The organism is Enterobacter sp. 4974935 (genome assembly GCF_058661735.1).
In genome coordinates this window covers 3060640-3078743 of the sequence record NZ_JBZWGT010000003.1, presented here as the reverse complement: position 1 = coordinate 3078743, position 18104 = coordinate 3060640, and the positions used below count along the sequence as shown (strand labels likewise).

Below are 18104 nucleotides of genomic sequence, written 5' to 3'. Positions count from 1 at the left end.
GCGGCGGCATGGTAGTCAGTGACTGACTATTCTTTCTCGGCAATGTACGGATCCTCATAGCCCAGAGCAAGCATTATCTCTGTCTCGAGGGATTCCATCTCTTCCGCTTCGTCATCTTCAATATGGTCGTAACCCAGAAGATGCAGGCTACCGTGCACCACCATGTGTGCCCAGTGCGCTTCCAGCGGCTTTTGCTGCTCTTTGGCTTCCTGCTCAACCACCTGACGGCAGATGATCAGATCGCCCAGCAGCGGCATCTCAATGCCCGGAGGGGCTTCGAACGGGAAAGAGAGCACATTGGTCGGCTTATCTTTCCCGCGATAGGTCAGGTTGAGCTCATGGCTTTCTGCTTCATCCACCAGGCGAATCGTGACCTCTGATTCTTCCTGAAACTGGGGGATAACGGCATCCAGCCATTTCTGAAACTGTGCCTCTTCTGGCATGCTGGAATTATCTTCACAGGCCAGCTGTAAATCGAGGATCACCTGACTCATTTCTGTTCATGCTCCTGCGCTTCGCGCTTACGTTCTGCGGCCAGTTCGGCCCTGCGCTTCTGATCTGCCTCTTCCCAGGCCTCATAAGCGTTAACGATACGCGCGACCACCGGGTGGCGTACCACGTCTTCACTGTGGAAGAAGTTGAAGCTGATTTCGTCTACCTCGGCCAGGACTTCGATGGCGTGACGCAGACCCGATTTGGTGTTACGCGGCAGGTCAATCTGGGTGACGTCACCGGTAATAACCGCTTTCGAGTTAAAGCCAATACGCGTCAGGAACATCTTCATTTGTTCGATGGTGGTGTTCTGGCTCTCATCCAGAATGATGAACGCGTCGTTAAGTGTACGCCCACGCATGTAGGCCAGCGGGGCCACTTCAATCACGTTACGCTCGATGAGCTTTTCAACTTTCTCGAAGCCGAGCATTTCGAACAGCGCGTCGTACAGCGGGCGCAGGTAGGGGTCCACTTTCTGACTTAAATCGCCCGGCAGGAAGCCGAGTTTCTCACCGGCTTCTACAGCAGGGCGGGTCAGCAGGATACGGCGGATCTCCTGACGCTCAAGTGCATCGACCGCAGCAGCAACGGCCAGATAGGTTTTACCCGTACCCGCCGGACCCACGCCAAAGGTGATGTCATGGTCGAGAATGTTGGCGATGTACTGTGCCTGGTTCGGGGTACGAGGCTTAATCACGCCGCGTTTGGTTTTAATGTTGATGGCTTTGCCATAGTCCGGCACGCTTTCCGCGCTCTGCTCAAGCACGCGCGCCTCTTTGATGGCCAGGTGGATCTGTTCAGGTTCAATATCCTGGATCTCACCGCGCATCGGGGCGGTATCAACATACAGGCTGCGGAGAATATCTGCCGCGGCGTTGACGCAGATTGGGCGTCCGGTGAGTTTGAAATGGTTATCGCGACGATTGATTTCGATACCCAGACGTCGCTCCAGTTGTTTGATGTTGTCATCAAACGGCCCGCACAGGCTCAGCAGGCGAGCGTTGTCTGCGGGCTCAAGGCTAATTTCACGCGTATCTATGTTCAAACTGTTCCTCTTTATTTGGTTAACTGACCTGTGGCCACACGGCGTAATAAAACGGTCATTACCGAAATTATTCACGCCATAGAATAAAGGCGCAAGCGTTGCGGTAGATATTGGGGGTGATGAGAGGAAATACAAGGCCTGCCGGACAGGCAGGCCAGAGGGATCAGGGCTGGTAAATACCTACGCCAGAATCGTTGACTTTACGGGTGCGAGAGATAACGGATTCCGGAGTCTGTGCAATACGCAGACCCATTTCGTCCTCAGTGCGTACCACCTTCCCGCGCAGCGAGTTCGTGAGCACTTCGACAATCTCGACGTCCACAAACTTACCAATCATGTCCGGGGTGCCTTCAAAATTCACCACGCGGTTATTTTCGGTTCGACCAGACAGTTCCATGATGCTCTTACGGGAAGTGCCTTCCACCAGAATACGCTGGACAGTGCCGAGCATACGACGGCTCCAGGCGTTGGCCTGCTGGTTGATACGCTCCTGCAAAATATACAGACGCTGCTTTTTCTCTTCTTCCGGCACATCGTCAACCATATCGGCCGCTGGGGTGCCCGGGCGTGCTGAGAAGATGAAGCTGTAGCTGACGTCGAAATTCACCTCGCCGATGAGCTTCATGGTGCGCTCGAAGTCATCAGCGGTTTCGCCAGGGAAGCCGACGATAAAGTCGGAGCTAATCTGGATATCCGGGCGCGCTTCACGCAGCTTGCGGATGGTGGACTTATACTCCAGCACCGTATGTGGACGACCCATCAGGTTCAGCACGCGGTCAGAGCCGCACTGGATCGGCAGGTGCAGGAAGCTCACCAGCTCTGGCGTATCGCGATAGACGTCAATAATGTCGTCGGTAAATTCCATCGGATGGCTGGTGGTAAAGCGAATGCGGTCAATGCCGTCAATCGCCGCCACCAGACGCAGCAGTTCAGCAAAGCTGCCGGTGGTGCCGTCGTAGTTTTCCCCGCGCCAGGCGTTCACATTCTGGCCCAGCAGGTTCACTTCGCGAACGCCCTGCGCGGCAAGCTGCGCGATTTCAAACAGGATATCGTCTGCCGGGCGGCTCACTTCTTCACCACGGGTGTAAGGTACCACGCAGTAAGTACAGTATTTGTTGCAGCCTTCCATGATGGAGACGAAGGCGGTCGGGCCATCAGCGCGCGGCTCTGGCAGACGGTCAAATTTCTCGATCTCCGGGAAACTCACGTCAACCACCGGGCTACGGCTGCCGCGAACCTGATTAATCATCTCTGGCAGGCGGTGAAGGGTCTGAGGGCCAAAAACGATATCCACATAGGGGGCTCTCTGGCGGATCAGCTTACCTTCCTGCGATGCGACGCAGCCACCCACGCCAATGATCAGGTCCGGATTTTTCCGTTTGAGAAGCTTCCAGCGGCCTAACACATGAAAGACTTTTTCCTGTGCTTTTTCACGAATTGAACAGGTGTTCAGCAGCAGCACATCGGCTTCTTTCGCATTTTCAGTCAGCTGGTATCCGTGGGTGGTATCCAGCAGATCGGCCATCTTCGATGAATCGTATTCGTTCATCTGACAGCCCCAGGTTTTTATATGGAGTTTTTTAGTCATCGACTTGCTCAGCTCAGGATTGCAAGCCGCGTATTGTAATGCTTTGGTGCGGTTGTGACCAGTATGAAGGTTGTCAACCTCAGGGCCGCAAAAATCCGGTAAACTTAAGGTATTCTCCAATAAGGAATAGTGACCATGACACTCCTGAACACCGAAGTTGCCGTTGTTGGCGGCGGTATGGTCGGCGGCGCACTGGCGCTGGGGCTGGCGCAGCAGGGATTTGACGTAACCGTTATTGAACAGGCGGCTCCGCCGGTATTCGATCCTTCCAGCCAACCGGACGTGCGTATTTCCGCCATCAGCGCGTCCTCTGTTGATCTGCTTCGCGGGCTGGGCGTCTGGGAGGCGGTGCTGGCGATGCGCGCGCACCCCTACAGCCGTCTTGAAACCTGGGAGTGGGAAAATGCTCACGTCTCGTTTGACGCCGCCGAGCTGAAACTGCCGCGTCTGGGCTATATGGTGGAAAACAACGTGCTCCAGCAGGCGCTCTGGCAGGCGCTGGAGGTGCACCCGAAGGTGACGCTGCGCGTTCCGGACTCGCTGAAAGCCCTGCATCGTCATGAAGGTGGATATCTCCTGACGCTGGATAACGACGATGAGCTGGCCGTAAAGCTGGTGGTGGGGGCGGATGGCGCGAACTCGCAGGTCAGGCAGATGGCAGGCATTGGGATCCATGCCTGGCAGTATCACCAGTCCTGCATGCTGATCACCGTGCAGTCAGAAAACGCGCCGGGCGAAAGCACCTGGCAGCATTTTACGCCGAACGGCCCGCATGCATTCTTACCGTTGTTTGATAACTGGGCTTCGCTGGTGTGGTACGACAAGCCGGCCCGCATTCGACAGTTGCAGGGGCTGTCCATGGATCAGTTGCAGCGCGAAATCCGCCAGCACTTCCCGCGCCGTCTGGGTAACGTGACCCCGGTTGCCGCTGGCGCATTCCCGCTGATGCGACGCCATGCGTTGCAGTATGCCCGTGAAGGGCTGGCCCTGGTGGGAGACGCGGCGCACACCATTCATCCGCTGGCGGGGCAGGGGGTTAACCTGGGATACCGTGACGTCGATGCGTTACTGGATGTGCTGGGTAACGCTCGCGCCCACGCGGAAGCCTGGGCCAGCCATGAGATACTGAAGCGCTACCAGACGCGCCGTATGGCGGATAACTTCATTATGCAGTCGGGGATGGATCTGTTCTATGCCGGGTTCAGCAATGACGTGGGTCCGGTGCGGATACTGCGCAATATTGGATTGATGGCAGCGGAACGTGCCGGTGGTCTGAAGCGTCAGGCACTGAAATACGCCCTCGGACTCTAATCTTTATTCCCTCTCCCCGTGGGCTGAGGGTTCCCCACAAATTAATGCGAGCACTGAGCAATCCCCTCGCCCCTCCGGGGAGAGGGTTAGGGTGAGGGGAACATACGGCGGTGGTGGTCATTCCGTTCACTTTATGTTCCTTGCTACTCTGTAACGACATGACCGGTGAACGTGCCAGGGTGGCTCAGCGATTTACAGCCGGACCAGGGCATCGCTGACAGCCCTCAGTCATTTAGAAAGCAACTTTATTGCTTCTGCATAAAAAAATTACTGGGGATCCCTCAGCCCCGTGGGAGAGGGTTAGGGTGAGGGCATCAGGCCGCACTATTCTGAGCAACAAAAACAAACAAGCCCGCAGAGCGGGCTTGTTTGTTTTAAGTGGCTGGGGTGCAGGGATTCGAACCCCGGAATGCTGGTATCAGAAACCAGAGCCTTACCGCTTGGCGACACCCCAATTGCGTTAAACAAACTGCTTAACGACTTTAAAGTGGCTGGGGTACGAGGATTCGAACCTCGGAATGCCGGAATCAGAATCCGGTGCCTTACCGCTTGGCGATACCCCAACAATGTTCAGTTTACCGAATCGTATTCGATAACATAAATATGGTGGCTACGACGGGATTCGAACCTGTGACCCCATCATTATGAGTGATGTGCTCTAACCAACTGAGCTACGTAGCCAGTACTGCAATCTTCGATGGCTGGGGTACCTGGATTCGAACCAGGGAATGCCGGTATCAAAAACCGGTGCCTTACCGCTTGGCGATACCCCAATACCGCGGAGAACCGCATGATCGAAGAAATATGGCTGGGGTACCTGGATTCGAACCAGGGAATGCCGGTATCAAAAACCGGTGCCTTACCGCTTGGCGATACCCCATCCGTGCAACGCTTACCTGGGAATGGTGCGGGAGGCGAGACTTGAACTCGCACACCTTGCGGCGCCAGAACCTAAATCTGGTGCGTCTACCAATTTCGCCACTCCCGCAAAAAAGATGGTGGCTACGACGGGATTCGAACCTGTGACCCCATCATTATGAGTGATGTGCTCTAACCAACTGAGCTACGTAGCCATCTTTTTTTCGCGTTACCTTATCGGCGTTGCGGGGCGCATTATGCGTATAGACCCTTGCAGCGTCAACACCTTTTTCAATGAAAATAGCCGGAATGTGACTGTTTGGTTAGGTTGCGAACAGCGAGGCCGAATATTCGACAATTATTGGTTATTAATCGATTTTATGCGGGGAAAAGAGAGGCAAAAAAATCAGGCCCCGGAGGGCCTGATGATACTCTGAACATTATTTATAGGCAGACTGGTGAACGCCCACTGCGCGTCCTGACGGATCGTTCATGGCTTTGAAGGATTCATCCCATTCAATGGCTTTAGCAGAAGAGCAGGCGACCGATGGACCACCCGGTACGCACTCGGCTGCACTTGGAACCGGGAACAGCTCCTCAAAGATCTCACGGTACAAATACGCTTCTTTCGAGGCTGGCGTGTTGTACGGGAAGCGGAAGCTCGCAGTTTCCAGTTGTTGATCAGAAACCTGTTTTGCCGCTACCTCTTTCAGGGTGTCGATCCAGCTGTAACCCACGCCATCGGAGAACTGCTCTTTCTGACGCCACGCCACGCTCGCCGGCAGGTAGGATTCAAAACATTCACGCAGGATATGTTTCTCCATTTTGCCGTTGCCGCACATTTTGTCCTGCGGGTTAATGCGCATCGCCACATCGAGGAATTTCTTATCGAGGAACGGCACGCGGGCTTCCACACCCCAGGCGGACATCGCTTTGTTGGCGCGCGCGCAGTCAAACATGTGCAGCGCCTGTAGCTTACGCACCGTTTCTTCATGCAGCTCTTTGGCGTTCGGTGCTTTGTGGAAATAGAGATAACCGCCAAACACTTCGTCAGAACCTTCGCCGGAGAGCACCATCTTGATGCCCATCGCTTTGATCTTACGCGACATCAAATACATCGGCGTGGAGGCGCGAATGGTGGTCACATCATAGGTTTCAATGTGATAGATCACATCGCGGATCGCATCCAGACCTTCCTGTACGGTGAAGTGAATTTCATGGTGCACCGTGCCGAGATGGTTCGCCACTTCCTGGGCGGCTTTCAGGTCAGGTGCCCCTTCCAGACCCACGGCAAAGGAGTGCAGCTGCGGCCACCAGGCTTCAGAGCGCTCCTGATCTTCCACGCGACGTGCGGCGAATTTCTTGGTGATCGCGGAGATCACGGAGGAGTCCAGACCGCCGGAGAGCAGTACGCCGTAGGGTACGTCTGACATCAGGTGGCTTTTCACTGACTCCTCTAGTGCCTGACGCAGTTCGGCTTTGTCCGTCACGTTGTCTTTCACCGCCTCATAATCAAACCAGTCGCGCTGGTAGTACGGGCGGATCTCGCCGTCTTTACTCCACAGGTAGCTACCTGCCGGGAACTCTTTGATGGTGCGGCACACCGGTACCAGGGCTTTCATCTCTGAGGCAACGTAGAAGTTACCGTGTTCATCGTGTCCCATGTACAGCGGGATAATACCAATATGGTCGCGGCCAATCAGGTAAGCGTCTTTTTCGCTGTCGTACAGCGCGAAGGCGAACATACCTTGCAGGTCGTCGAGGAACTCCGGGCCTTTCTCCTGATACAGCGCCAGGATCACTTCGCAGTCTGAGCCGGTCTGAAACGCGTAGCGATCGCCGTACTCAGCGCGCAGCGCCTGATGGTTGTAAATTTCACCGTTAACAGCCAGCGCGTGCGTTTTTTTCTCGTTATACAGCGGCTGTGCGCCAGCGTTGACATCAACAATGGAAAGACGTTCGTGAGCCAGAATCGCTTTATCGCTGGCGTAAACGCCTGACCAGTCCGGACCGCGGTGGCGCATCAGGCGGGACAATTCGAGTGCTTTTTTACGCAGTTCGCCCGCGTCAGTTTTAATATCCAGTACGCCAAAAATAGAACACATAACCTTCTCCGTTAACCCTGTTGCGTTGTGATGTTGCTTGCTTATGAAAATGCCGCAAAAAGGGGAGGGGGCGCAAGCGTTTTACCGATGAAAACGTAAAAAGTGCAATGGCAATTGCCGAATCTTAAAAAAAGAGTATGCATTAAGCCATTCTATTGATGATTTCTCAATGAAGAGCTGATTTCGTTAGATGAAGTGATATTTTCAGGCAGCAGAAATGAAAAACCACGCCCTGAGGCGTGGTTCTGAATCAAATAACGTCGATTTCGTCGACAGAGGGGTAAATCCAGCTTGGCCGGAACGGCATCGTATCAATGTCATCAAGCTGTGAAACGCCAGAAAGCACCAGGATGGTTTCAAGCCCGGCCTGGAAGCCGGCCAAAATATCGGTGCGCAGGTTGTCGCCAACAATGACGGTTTCTTCTGAGTGTGCCTGCATTGTATTCAGTGCAGCGCGGATGATCCACGGGCTCGGTTTGCCGACAACAAACGGCTTACGGCCTGAGATTTTTTCGATACCGGCGCACAGCGCACCGCAGGCGGGATAAAAACCACGACCATGCGTATCCGGGTTAGTGGCGATAAAACGTGCACCATTGGCGACAAAGTAGGCTGCTTTATGCATCATCTCCCAGTTAAAGGAGCGCGTTTCGCCCACGATGACAAAGTCCGGATTCACGTCGGTGATGGTGAAGCCCGCTTTATACAGCTCGTGGATCAGCGCGCCTTCGCCAACCACGTAGGCTTTTTTGCCTTCCTGACGCTTCAGGAAATCCGCGGTCGCCATCGCAGAGGTATAAAACACGCTGTCCGGGACGTTGACACCCGCGGTAGCAAAGCGATTTGCCAGATCCTGACCAGTCTGTGAAGGGTAGTTCGTGAGAAGAACCAGTGGCATTCCTTTGTCGATGATGCGGTGAAGAAACTCCGCAGCACCTGGCACGGCAACGTTGTCGTGCATCAGCACGCCGTCGATATCACAAATTACATTCTTAATGGTCATGGACAATCCGACATCAAAAAAAGAAGGCGTTACTATAAGGTCCGATCAGGATTCCAGCAAATGTTGCAGCAGGATCCCGTTGAGCATGGCACGTTTTACCAGGGCGAATGCGCCAATTGCCGAGCGGTGATCGAGCGTAGATCGCACCACCGGCAAATTCTGGCGAAATGCCTTCAGCGCCTGGGTATTGATGCAGCCTTCAATGGCAGGCAGTAATACTTTTTCGGCTTCAACGATCTCGCCGGCAATCACCACTTTTTGCGGATTAAACAGGTTGATGGCAATGGCGATGGTCTTACCCAGGTGGCGTCCTACCTGTTCGATCACTTCGCAGGCCAGCGCATCGCCTTTGTTTGCCGCTTTGCAGATGGCACCGATCTTACAGTCGCCCAGCGTGACGCGGCTCTGATAACCCTGCTCCAGCAGGTGGCGGACGCGATGTTCAATGGCGGCATTGGCGGCAACGGTTTCAAGACAGCCAAAGTTACCGCAGTGGCAGCGCTCGCCAAGCGGTTCCACCTGGATATGACCGATCTCGCCTACGTTACCGTTACGACCAATAAAAATGCGGCCATTCGAGATGATACCCGCACCTGTACCACGGTGAACGCGCACCAGAATAGAGTCTTCGCAGTCCTGGCTCGCACCAAAGTAGTGCTCCGCCAGCGCCAGCGAGCGGATATCGTGACCAACAAAGCAGGTCAGCTTGAAGCGCTTTTCCAGCGCCTCAACCAGCCCCCAGTTCTCTACCTTAATGTGCGGCATGTAGCGAATAACGCCGCTTTCCGGGTCAACCAGACCGGGTAAAATCACCGAGATGGCGATGAGTTCACGGATCTTGCGCTGACAGCTTTCGATAAACTGCGCGATGGTATTCAGTAACGCGTGTTCGAGCGTCTCCTGTGTGCGCTCAGGAAGGGGGTAGTGCTCTTCGGCAATGGCCTTGCTGCTCAGATCGTAGAGCGTAAGCGTGGTGTCATGACGGCCTAAGCGAACGCCAATGGCCTGAAAATTGCGGGTTTCAGTGACGATGGAAATCGCGCGGCGGCCGCCGGTGGAGGCCTGCTGATCCACTTCTTTGATCAGGCCGCGCTCAATAAGCTGACGTGTAATTTTTGTCACGCTGGCGGGAGCAAGCTGGCTTTGTTCGGCTATCTGAATGCGTGAGATTGGCCCGTGCTGGTCAATCAGGCGATAAACTGCCGCGCTGTTAAGTTGTTTAACGAGATCGACATTACCGATTTGAGCTTGTCCGCCTGGTGTCATACTTTTACTTACTCAGTGACGACCTCGTTACCATTAACGATGGTCTTAATAATTTTATAATCGTGTGTGAACGCCGTCAGGTTTGCAACCATACCTGGCGCAATACCGCCGAGCTGTTTATCGACGCCAATAGCGCGCGCCGGATAAAGCGTGGCCATGCGCAGCACTTCCTCAAGCGCAATGCCGCAATGTTCAACGAGGTTACGTACCCCTTCGATCATCGTCAGAGAAGAACCGCTCAGCGTGCCGTTCTCATCCACACACAGTCCATTCCGGTAGTATATTGTTTTACCAGCAAAAATGAACTGGTCAATATTCGCTCCTGCCGGAGCGGTTGCATCCGTGACCAGGCAGAGCTTGTCGCCTTTAAGGCGCTTGGCGTTGCGGATGTTGGTGTAATCGACATGCAAGCCGTCGGCGATAATGCCGCAGTAGACGTCTGGTTCATCCAGAATTGCGCCAACGAGTCCCGGTTCGCGACCGGTAATATACGGCATCGCGTTATAAAGGTGTGTGGCAAATGTAATACCTGCGCGGAAACCGGCCTTCGCCTCTTTAAGCGTCGCGTTCGAATGGCCCGCAGATACCACAATCCCGGCGGCGGCCAGTTTGCTGATAACGTCCGTGCCGGTCATTTCCGGTGCCAGCGTCACTTTGGTGATCACATCGGCATTGGCGCACATGTAATCCACCAGCTCGGCATCCGGTTTGCGCACGTAGTTCGGGTTATGGGTGCCTTTCTTGACCATATTCAGCCATGGTCCTTCCAGGTGCAGACCCAGCGCCTGATTCGGATGTTTTGCCAGGTATTCACGCATGACGCGGATACCCTGTTTCATCAGGTCATCGCTGCTGGTAATCAGCGTTGGCAGATAGCTGGTGCAGCCCGATTTCTCGTTGGCGTTTTGCATGATTTCCAGCGTTTCAACCGTTACCGCCTCTGCGGTATCGTTAAACTGGACACCGCCGCAGCCGTTAAGCTGTACGTCGATGAAACCGGGGGAGATTACTGCTCCATTGAGGGAACGTTGTTCGATCTCCGGCGGCAGTTCCGCCAGCGGGCAAACACGTTCAATCAGGCCATTGGCGATTACAATCGCATGGTCATCCAGAATTTCATGGCCGGTATAAATCCGACCGTGGGTTAAAGCGTACATATCGACCCCCGGTTAAAAAAGCGACCGCCCCTGATATAAAGAGGCGGTTATTCAATTACAGACCTTTAATGTTCTCAGCTTCCAGCTCGTTGAAGTATTTCAGCGTTTTCACTTTCAGCTCCATGGTGGACGGTTCGTCACACACGACAACCGCTTTTGGATGCAACTGTAAGCAGCTGATCGTCCACATATGGTTCACGTTGCCTTCAACGGCAGCCTGAAGCGCTTGCGCTTTCACTGCGCCCAGCACCAGAATCATCACTTCTTCGGCATCCAGCAGTGTACCCACACCCACGGTCAGCGCGTATTTCGGCACCTGATTGACGTCGCCGTCAAAGAAGCGGGAGTTAGCCACACGCGTGTCATGGGTCAACGTTTTAATACGGGTACGGGAAGCCAGTGAAGATGCCGGTTCGTTGAACGCGATATGACCATCGTTGCCTACGCCGCCCATAAACAGGTGGATTTTACCGTAGGAACGGATTTTTTCTTCATACTGACGGCATTCTGCGTCAATATCAGGCGCGTTTCCATTCAGCAGGTTAATGTTTTCAGCCGGAATATCAACGTGATCGAAGAAATTACGGTGCATAAAGCTGTGGTAACTTTCCGGATGTTCCTTTGGCAGGCCGACATATTCGTCCATGTTGAAGGTCACAACATGTTTAAAGCTAACCTGGCCCGCTTTGTGCATTTCAACCAAAGCCTTATACGCGGTCAGGGGAGTACCACCGGTTGGAAGACCGAGTACGAAAGGACGATCGGCTGTTGGTTTGAACGCGTTGATGCGGTTAACGATATGACGAGCAGCCCATTTTCCGACTTGTTCAGCTGTTGCCAGGGGAATCAGTCTCATTATTCACCTCTAAAGTTTAAGTAAAAGTGGGCGGATGATTAGTGCAACCTGAACTAAGCGTAACCTGGAACCTTTCAGGCCGGATCAATCCGTCTTGATTTTTTGAATGATAAAATAAGTTTTCGTGGTTAGCCAGTTAAAGGGAGGGTTTAATACGATATTTGGTGACAATAATCACAAAAAATAGGTGTTTAATTTGCGATACGAATTAATTTTTCACACACTCACACTGCCAGTGAATCATCAACAGTATCTATCGTTCGTGACACAATAAAAACATAGTTTATGCGCGAGTCTTAACAAAGGGTCTCGTAGGGGGAATAGGATGAATATTTTAGGTTTTTTCCAGCGCCTCGGTAGGGCTTTGCAGCTCCCTATCGCCGTGCTACCGGTTGCAGCATTGCTGCTGCGATTCGGGCAACCCGATCTTCTTAATGTGCCGTTTATTGCCCAGGCAGGCGGCGCCATTTTTGACAACCTTGCGCTGATTTTCGCCATCGGCGTGGCGTCAAGCTGGTCAAAAGACAGCGCCGGTGCTGCGGCACTGGCAGGGGCGGTAGGTTACTTCATCCTCACGAAAGCGATGGTAACCATCAACCCGGAAATCAACATGGGTGTACTGGCGGGTATCATTACCGGTCTGGTCGGTGGCGCCGTGTACAACCGCTGGGCGGGTATCAAACTGCCTGACTTCCTGAGCTTCTTCGGCGGTAAACGTTTTGTGCCGATTGCGACGGGCTTTTTCTGTCTGATCCTCGCCGCCATCTTTGGCTACGTTTGGCCACCGGTTCAGCATGCTATCCATGCGGGTGGCGAGTGGATCGTATCTGCGGGCGCAATGGGCGCGGGCATCTTCGGTTTCATTAACCGTCTGCTGATCCCCACCGGTCTGCATCAGGTACTGAACACCATCGCCTGGTTCCAGATTGGTGAGTTCACCAACGCGGCTGGCGCGGTATTCCACGGTGATATCAACCGCTTCTACGCAGGCGACGGCACCGCGGGCATGTTCATGTCCGGCTTCTTCCCAATCATGATGTTTGGTCTGCCTGGCGCCGCGCTGGCAATGTACCTGGCTGCGCCGAAAGCGCGTCGCCCAATGGTTGGCGGGATGCTGCTGTCCGTTGCGATCACCGCCTTCCTGACCGGCGTGACCGAGCCGCTGGAATTCCTGTTCATGTTCCTGGCTCCGCTGCTGTATCTGATGCACGCGATCCTGACCGGTATCAGCCTGTTCGTTGCCACCCTTCTGGGTATCCATGCAGGCTTCTCCTTCTCCGCAGGCGCTATCGACTATGTGTTGATGTACAACCTGCCAGCGGCAAGCAGCAACGTCTGGATGCTGGTGGTGATGGGCCTGATCTTCTTCGTAATCTACTTCGTTCTGTTCAGCGCGGTTATTCGTATGTTTAACCTGAAGACGCCGGGCCGCGAAGATACGAAAGATGATGTTGTGACCAGTGAAGCCAACAGCAATACCGAAGAGGGTTTAACCCAGCTGGCAACCAGCTATATTGCCGCTGTGGGTGGCACCGACAACCTGAAAGCGATCGATGCCTGTATTACCCGTCTGCGTCTGACCGTGGGCGACTCCGCACGCGTGAGCGATGCAATGTGCAAACGCCTTGGTGCGTCTGGTGTGGTGAAGCTGAACAAACAAACCATCCAGGTTATCGTGGGTGCGAAAGCCGAATCTATCGGCGATGAAATGAAAAAAGTGGTTGCCCGTGGGCCGGTCGCTGCCGCCTCAACGGATAACGCGCCAGTGGCTGACGCGCCGGTTGCAAAACCGCAGGCTGTGCCAAATGCGGTGACCATCGCTGCGCTGGTTTCTCCGGTGACAGGTGACGTTGTTGCGCTTGAGCAGGTGCCTGACGAAGCGTTCGCCAGCAAAGCGGTCGGTGATGGCGTGGCGGTGAAACCAACGGACAAAACCGTGGTCTCTCCGGCAGCCGGTACTATCGTGAAAATCTTCAACACCAACCACGCGTTCTGCCTGGAAACGGAAAAAGGCGCGGAGATCGTTGTCCATATGGGTATCGATACCGTTGCGCTGAACGGTCAGGGCTTTACTCGCCTGGTGGAAGAGGGCGCTGAAGTGGCGGCAGGCCAGCCGATTCTGGAAATGGATCTGGAGTTCCTGAACGCCAACGCGCGCTCCATGATAAGCCCGGTAGTGTGCAGCAACATCGACGACTTCAGCGGTCTGGTGATCCAGGCGCAGGGGCAGGTAGTTGCAGGCCAAACGCCACTGTATGAGATTAAAGGCAAGTAATCGCTCCTGAGTAGAGTTATGCCTTTAGCGGCGGGGGATATCCTCCGCCGCTTTTTTTTGCAGCAATTGCCCCCATTATTTTCTTCCGGGACGTTTTAAGGGTTGTCACTACGTCCGGCTTATAAGATCATATGCCGTTATACGTTGTTTACGCTTTGAGGAATCCACGATGAGTGAGGCAGAAGCCCGCCCGAGTAACTTTATTCGTCAGATCATCGATGAAGATCTGGCCAGTGGTAAGCACACCACAGTCCACACGCGTTTCCCGCCGGAGCCAAATGGCTACCTGCACATTGGTCACGCCAAATCGATCTGCCTGAACTTTGGTATTGCGCAAGACTACCAGGGGCAGTGCAACCTGCGTTTCGATGACACCAACCCAGTAAAAGAAGACATCGAATACGTTGAGTCGATTAAAAACGACGTGCAATGGCTGGGCTTCAACTGGTCTGGCGATATCTGCTACTCCTCAGACTATTTCGATCAGCTGTATGCCTATGCGGTTGAACTGATTAACAAGGGTCTGGCATACGTCGACGAGCTCTCTGCTGACGAAATCCGTGAATACCGTGGTACGCTGACTCAGCCTGGTAAGAACAGTCCGTTCCGCGATCGTAGCGTGGAAGAGAACCTGGCGCTGTTTGAAAAAATGCGTGCCGGTGGCTTCGAAGAAGGTAAAGCGTGTCTGCGTGCCAAAATCGATATGGCGTCTCCGTTCATCGTGATGCGCGATCCGGTGCTGTACCGCATTAAGTTCGCAGAACACCACCAGACCGGTAACAAGTGGTGCATCTACCCGATGTACGACTTCACCCACTGTATCAGCGATGCGCTGGAAGGCATTACGCACTCTCTGTGCACGCTGGAATTCCAGGACAACCGTCGTCTGTACGACTGGGTGCTGGATAACATCACCATTCCTGTGCATCCGCGTCAGTACGAGTTCTCTCGTCTGAACCTGGAATACACCGTGATGTCCAAGCGTAAGCTGAATCTGCTGGTCACTGACAAGCACGTTGAAGGCTGGGACGACCCACGTATGCCGACCATTTCTGGCCTGCGTCGTCGTGGCTACACCTCTGCGTCCATTCGTGAGTTCTGCAAACGTATCGGCGTCACCAAGCAGGACAACACCATCGAAATGGCGTCTCTGGAATCCTGCATTCGTGAAGACCTGAACGAAAACGCGCCGCGCGCGATGGCGGTGATCGATCCAGTGAAACTGGTTATCGAAAACTATCCGCAGGGCGGGAGCGAACTGGTCTCTATGCCTAACCATCCGAACAAACCGGAAATGGGCACCCGCGACGTGCCGTTCAGCGGTGAAATCTGGATCGATCGTGCCGACTTCCGCGAAGAAGCGAACAAGCAGTACAAGCGTCTGGTGCTGGGCAAAGAAGTACGTCTGCGTAACGCCTATGTAATCAAAGCCGAGCGCGTAGAGAAAGATGCGGAAGGTAACATCACGACCATCTTCTGTACGTACGACGCAGAGACGCTGAGCAAAGATCCGGCGGATGGCCGTAAAGTGAAAGGTGTAATCCACTGGGTGAGCGCGCAGCATGCGCTGCCGGTTGAGATCCGTCTCTACGACCGTCTGTTCAGCGTGCCTAACCCAGGCGCAGCGGAAGACTTCCTGGCGGTTATTAACCCTGAGTCGCTGATTATCAAGCAGGGGTATGCCGAGCCGTCTCTAAAAGCCGCTGAAGCCGGTAAAGCGTTCCAGTTCGAACGTGAGGGTTATTTCTGCCTGGACAGTCGTTACAGCACGGCAGAAAAACCGGTATTTAACCGTACCGTGGGTCTGCGTGATACCTGGACTAAGATCGGCGAATAATAACGCTGCTCTGGTCAATGAGAAACAAACGCCGCGTAATGCGGCGTTTTTTTATTTAACGATCATGTCGTTAAGCATCGGGATAATCTTTTAAAGCCAACATTCCAGGTCAATGTGGTGCTACTTATTTTATTTAAAAAAAGTTTGTTGTTTTCCAAAAACAGAAACGCTGAAAAATATATTCTCAATCTCAATGTTACTTGCTGAAAATTAGCGTATTCCCCCGCCAGTACTCGCTTCACGGTAAATGTTACAAAGCACTACGAAATATGTGCTCTTCGTCATAATCCTGACTTTTGCCTGATTAAAAGCATTGATAATTCGCGTCGCGAAAAATAACCTAAAGACGGTAGTTAATTCGAGGGTATTTCTGACTACCCCTGACCATTTGGTCTTTTCTGTTTTTCGCCGTTTAAGGCGTTTTAATTCGTCAAAGAGGAATAATCTATGCGTACGTTCAGTGGCAAACGTAGTGCGCTGGCGCTGGCTATCGCCGGTGTGACAGCAATGTCGGGCCTGGTGGTTGCGCCAGAGGCAAAAGCAGCAGGTTTCATTGAAGATTCCACCCTTACGGGCGGTATTTATTACTGGCAACGTGAGCGTGACCGTAAAGACGTCACTGAAGATAAATACAAAACTAACCTCTCTCACTCGACCTGGAACGCCAACCTGGATTTCCAGTCGGGATATGCCGCCGATATGTTCGGGATCGATATTGCAGCGTTCACCGCAATTGAAATGGCCGAAAATGGCGACAGCGGCCATCCGAACGAAATTGCGTTCTCCTCCAGCAATAAAGCTTACGACGAAGACTGGTCCGGCGATAAAAGCGGAATCAGCCTGTATAAAGCGGCTGCAAAATTCAAATATGGCCCGGTCTGGGCGCGTGGTGGTTATATCCAGCCAACCGGTCAGACGCTGTTAGCGCCGCACTGGAGCTTTATGCCAGGTACCTATCAGGGCGCGGAAGCCGGTGCTAATTTTGACTACGGCGATGCGGGGGCGTTGAGCTTCTCCTATATGTGGACCAACGAGTACAAAGCGCCGTGGCACATTGAGATGGACAAGTTCTATCAAAACGATAAAAAAACCAAAGTTGATTATCTCCACTCGCTGGGGGCGAAGTACGACTTCAAAAACGATCTGGTGCTGGAAGCGGCTTTTGGTCAGGCTGAAGGTTATATTGATCAGTACTTTGCTAAAGCCAGCTACAAATTTGATATCGCAGGTAGCCCGCTGAGCACCAGCTATCAGTTCTACGGTACGCGCGACAAGGTCAGCGATGGCAGCGTAAATGATATTTATGACGGCACCGCGTGGTTACAGGCGCTGACCTTCGGCTACAAGGTGGGTCAGGTTGATTTGCGTCTGGAGGGGACATGGGTCAAGGCAGAAGGGCAACAGGGCTATTTCCTGCAACGTATGACGCCAACCTACGCCTCTTCCAACGGTCGTCTGGATATCTGGTGGGATAACCGCTCTGACTTCAACGCCGACGGCGAAAAGGCAGTCTTCTTCGGCGCAATGTATGATCTGAAGAACTGGAACCTGCCTGGCTGGGCAGTGGGCGCGTCCTACGCGTATGCCTGGGACGCGAAGCCAGCGGATATGGCTACGCCAGACGCCTACTACGATCCGAACTACCGTCTGAAAGAGTCTTCATACAGTCTGGATGCGATTTATACCCTGCAGGAGGGCCGTGCGAAAGGCACGATGTTCAAACTGCACTTCACCCAGTATGACAACCACTCCGATATCCCGAGCTACGCGGGCGGTTACGGCAACATCTTCCAGGATGAGCGCGACGTGAAATTCATGGTCATTGCGCCATTTACCATCTTCTGATGAATGCTGCGGCGGGCTGTGTCCCGCCGTTATGGAGACTGAACATGATGAAAAAAAGGGTAATCGTTGCGCTGCTGGCATTCGGGCTGGTGGCGTGCGCGCAGGATCAGGCGCCGAAAGAAGACTCCCGTCTGAAAGAGGCGTATAGCGCTTGCATCAATACCGCACAAGGTTCACCTGAGAAGATTGAAGCCTGTCAAAGCGTGCTGAACGAGCTAAAAAAAGACAAAGCCCATGAGCAATTCGCCACGCAGGAAAACGTTCGCGTGATGGATTACCAGGCCTGTATTCAGGCGCGTAAAACCGGTAACGATCAGGAAGTGGCGAAGCGTTGCGATAAGATATGGGACGAGATTCGCAATAACAATAAATAAGTTGCTTTACGCCCGGTGGCGCTGCGCTTACCGGGCTTTTTCCAGGCAAAAAAAAGCCAACCTCACGGTTGGCTCAGAGTATTAACACTGAC

Annotated in this window: 13 protein-coding genes and 7 tRNA genes; 5 read left to right on the top strand and 15 right to left on the bottom strand. The window is 53.6% G+C overall.

Features of this window, described 5'->3' with window-relative positions:
• Positions 1–26: 26 nt before the first annotated feature.
• The 3 genes from ybeY to miaB all read right to left on the bottom strand — a co-directional run bounded on the left by ybeY (position 27) and on the right by miaB (position 3125).
• On the bottom strand, positions 27–494 hold the full coding sequence (gene ybeY, locus AC4OVS_RS16055) for an rRNA maturation RNase YbeY (RefSeq protein ID WP_069596357.1): 468 nt from the start codon (positions 492–494) through the stop codon (positions 27–29).
• Positions 491–1537: a PhoH family protein gene (locus AC4OVS_RS16050; protein ID WP_022647440.1), complete on the bottom strand. Its 1047-nt coding sequence runs from the start codon at positions 1535–1537 to the stop codon at positions 491–493. Before AC4OVS_RS16050 ends, ybeY begins: the two co-directional genes overlap by 4 nt.
• A gap of 163 nt (positions 1538–1700) precedes the next feature.
• Entirely contained in the window at positions 1701–3125 is a 1425-nt protein-coding gene (gene miaB, locus AC4OVS_RS16045; RefSeq protein WP_003858672.1) for a tRNA (N6-isopentenyl adenosine(37)-C2)-methylthiotransferase MiaB, read from the bottom strand.
• Between the two features lie 135 nt (positions 3126–3260).
• Between miaB and ubiF the strand changes: the two genes are divergently transcribed.
• Complete coding sequence (gene ubiF / locus AC4OVS_RS16040; RefSeq protein ID WP_491922562.1) at positions 3261–4436, top strand: 3-demethoxyubiquinol 3-hydroxylase; 1176 nt, start codon at positions 3261–3263, stop codon at positions 4434–4436.
• Between the two features lie 379 nt (positions 4437–4815).
• Here ubiF and AC4OVS_RS16035 read toward each other — a convergent pair.
• The 12 genes from AC4OVS_RS16035 to nagB all read right to left on the bottom strand — a co-directional run bounded on the left by AC4OVS_RS16035 (position 4816) and on the right by nagB (position 11681).
• Positions 4816–4890 (bottom strand) — tRNA-Gln (locus tag AC4OVS_RS16035).
• A gap of 34 nt (positions 4891–4924) precedes the next feature.
• Positions 4925–4999, bottom strand: a tRNA-Gln gene (locus tag AC4OVS_RS16030).
• A gap of 41 nt (positions 5000–5040) precedes the next feature.
• Positions 5041–5117, bottom strand: a tRNA-Met gene (locus AC4OVS_RS16025).
• A 17-nt stretch (positions 5118–5134) separates the two neighbouring features.
• Positions 5135–5209, bottom strand: a tRNA-Gln gene (locus AC4OVS_RS16020).
• A 32-nt stretch (positions 5210–5241) separates the two neighbouring features.
• Positions 5242–5316: transfer RNA gene (locus AC4OVS_RS16015), tRNA-Gln, on the bottom strand.
• 23 nt (positions 5317–5339) lie between these two features.
• Positions 5340–5424 (bottom strand) — tRNA-Leu (locus AC4OVS_RS16010).
• Between the two features lie 8 nt (positions 5425–5432).
• A tRNA-Met gene (locus tag AC4OVS_RS16005) sits at positions 5433–5509 on the bottom strand.
• Between the two features lie 225 nt (positions 5510–5734).
• A complete protein-coding gene (gene asnB / locus AC4OVS_RS16000; protein WP_015571128.1) occupies positions 5735–7399 on the bottom strand; it encodes an asparagine synthase B in 1665 nt (554 codons plus the stop codon).
• Positions 7400–7649: 250 nt separating this feature from the next.
• Positions 7650–8402, bottom strand: coding sequence for a ribonucleotide monophosphatase NagD (gene nagD / locus AC4OVS_RS15995; protein ID WP_003858667.1), 753 nt, complete (start codon positions 8400–8402; stop codon positions 7650–7652).
• Positions 8403–8447: 45 nt separating this feature from the next.
• Complete coding sequence (gene nagC, locus AC4OVS_RS15990; protein ID WP_022647442.1) at positions 8448–9668, bottom strand: DNA-binding transcriptional regulator NagC; 1221 nt, start codon at positions 9666–9668, stop codon at positions 8448–8450.
• 8 nt (positions 9669–9676) lie between these two features.
• On the bottom strand, positions 9677–10825 hold the full coding sequence (gene nagA / locus AC4OVS_RS15985) for an N-acetylglucosamine-6-phosphate deacetylase (RefSeq protein ID WP_023299598.1): 1149 nt from the start codon (positions 10823–10825) through the stop codon (positions 9677–9679).
• Between the two features lie 55 nt (positions 10826–10880).
• On the bottom strand, positions 10881–11681 hold the full coding sequence (gene nagB / locus AC4OVS_RS15980; RefSeq protein ID WP_003858663.1) for a glucosamine-6-phosphate deaminase: 801 nt from the start codon (positions 11679–11681) through the stop codon (positions 10881–10883).
• A gap of 325 nt (positions 11682–12006) precedes the next feature.
• On the opposite strand from nagB, the gene nagE reads away from it, so the two are divergent.
• The 4 genes from nagE to chiQ all read left to right on the top strand — a co-directional run bounded on the left by nagE (position 12007) and on the right by chiQ (position 18012).
• Positions 12007–13956 (top strand): PTS N-acetyl glucosamine transporter subunit IIABC, encoded by a 1950-nt coding sequence (gene nagE, locus AC4OVS_RS15975; RefSeq protein ID WP_022647444.1) that lies wholly within the window; start codon positions 12007–12009, stop codon positions 13954–13956.
• A gap of 169 nt (positions 13957–14125) precedes the next feature.
• Entirely contained in the window at positions 14126–15793 is a 1668-nt protein-coding gene (gene glnS / locus AC4OVS_RS15970; RefSeq protein WP_015571127.1) for a glutamine--tRNA ligase, read from the top strand.
• A gap of 447 nt (positions 15794–16240) precedes the next feature.
• On the top strand, positions 16241–17638 hold the full coding sequence (gene chiP, locus AC4OVS_RS15965) for a chitoporin ChiP (RefSeq protein WP_017694280.1): 1398 nt from the start codon (positions 16241–16243) through the stop codon (positions 17636–17638).
• A gap of 47 nt (positions 17639–17685) precedes the next feature.
• Positions 17686–18012 (top strand): ChiQ/YbfN family lipoprotein, encoded by a 327-nt coding sequence (chiQ, locus tag AC4OVS_RS15960; protein ID WP_023299602.1) that lies wholly within the window; start codon positions 17686–17688, stop codon positions 18010–18012.
• The last annotated feature ends 92 nt before the right edge of the window (positions 18013–18104 follow it).

Bases quoted from the DNA above. Each gene is read 5' to 3' on its own strand.
- nagD (WP_003858667.1), bottom strand. From the start codon at position 8,402: ATGACCATTAAGAATGTAATTTGTGATATCGACGGCGTGCTGATGCAC.
- nagA (WP_023299598.1), bottom strand. From the start codon at position 10,825: ATGTACGCTTTAACCCACGGTCGGATTTATACCGGCCATGAAATTCTG.
- chiQ (WP_023299602.1), top strand. From the start codon at position 17,686: ATGAAAAAAAGGGTAATCGTTGCGCTGCTGGCATTCGGGCTGGTGGCG.
- glnS (WP_015571127.1), top strand. From the start codon at position 14,126: ATGAGTGAGGCAGAAGCCCGCCCGAGTAACTTTATTCGTCAGATCATC.
- nagE (WP_022647444.1), top strand. From the start codon at position 12,007: ATGAATATTTTAGGTTTTTTCCAGCGCCTCGGTAGGGCTTTGCAGCTC.
- miaB (WP_003858672.1), bottom strand. From the start codon at position 3,125: ATGACTAAAAAACTCCATATAAAAACCTGGGGCTGTCAGATGAACGAA.
- nagC (WP_022647442.1), bottom strand. From the start codon at position 9,668: ATGACACCAGGCGGACAAGCTCAAATCGGTAATGTCGATCTCGTTAAA.
- ubiF (WP_491922562.1), top strand. From the start codon at position 3,261: ATGACACTCCTGAACACCGAAGTTGCCGTTGTTGGCGGCGGTATGGTC.
- asnB (WP_015571128.1), bottom strand. From the start codon at position 7,399: ATGTGTTCTATTTTTGGCGTACTGGATATTAAAACTGACGCGGGCGAA.
- ybeY (WP_069596357.1), bottom strand. From the start codon at position 494: ATGAGTCAGGTGATCCTCGATTTACAGCTGGCCTGTGAAGATAATTCC.
- chiP (WP_017694280.1), top strand. From the start codon at position 16,241: ATGCGTACGTTCAGTGGCAAACGTAGTGCGCTGGCGCTGGCTATCGCC.
- nagB (WP_003858663.1), bottom strand. From the start codon at position 11,681: ATGAGACTGATTCCCCTGGCAACAGCTGAACAAGTCGGAAAATGGGCT.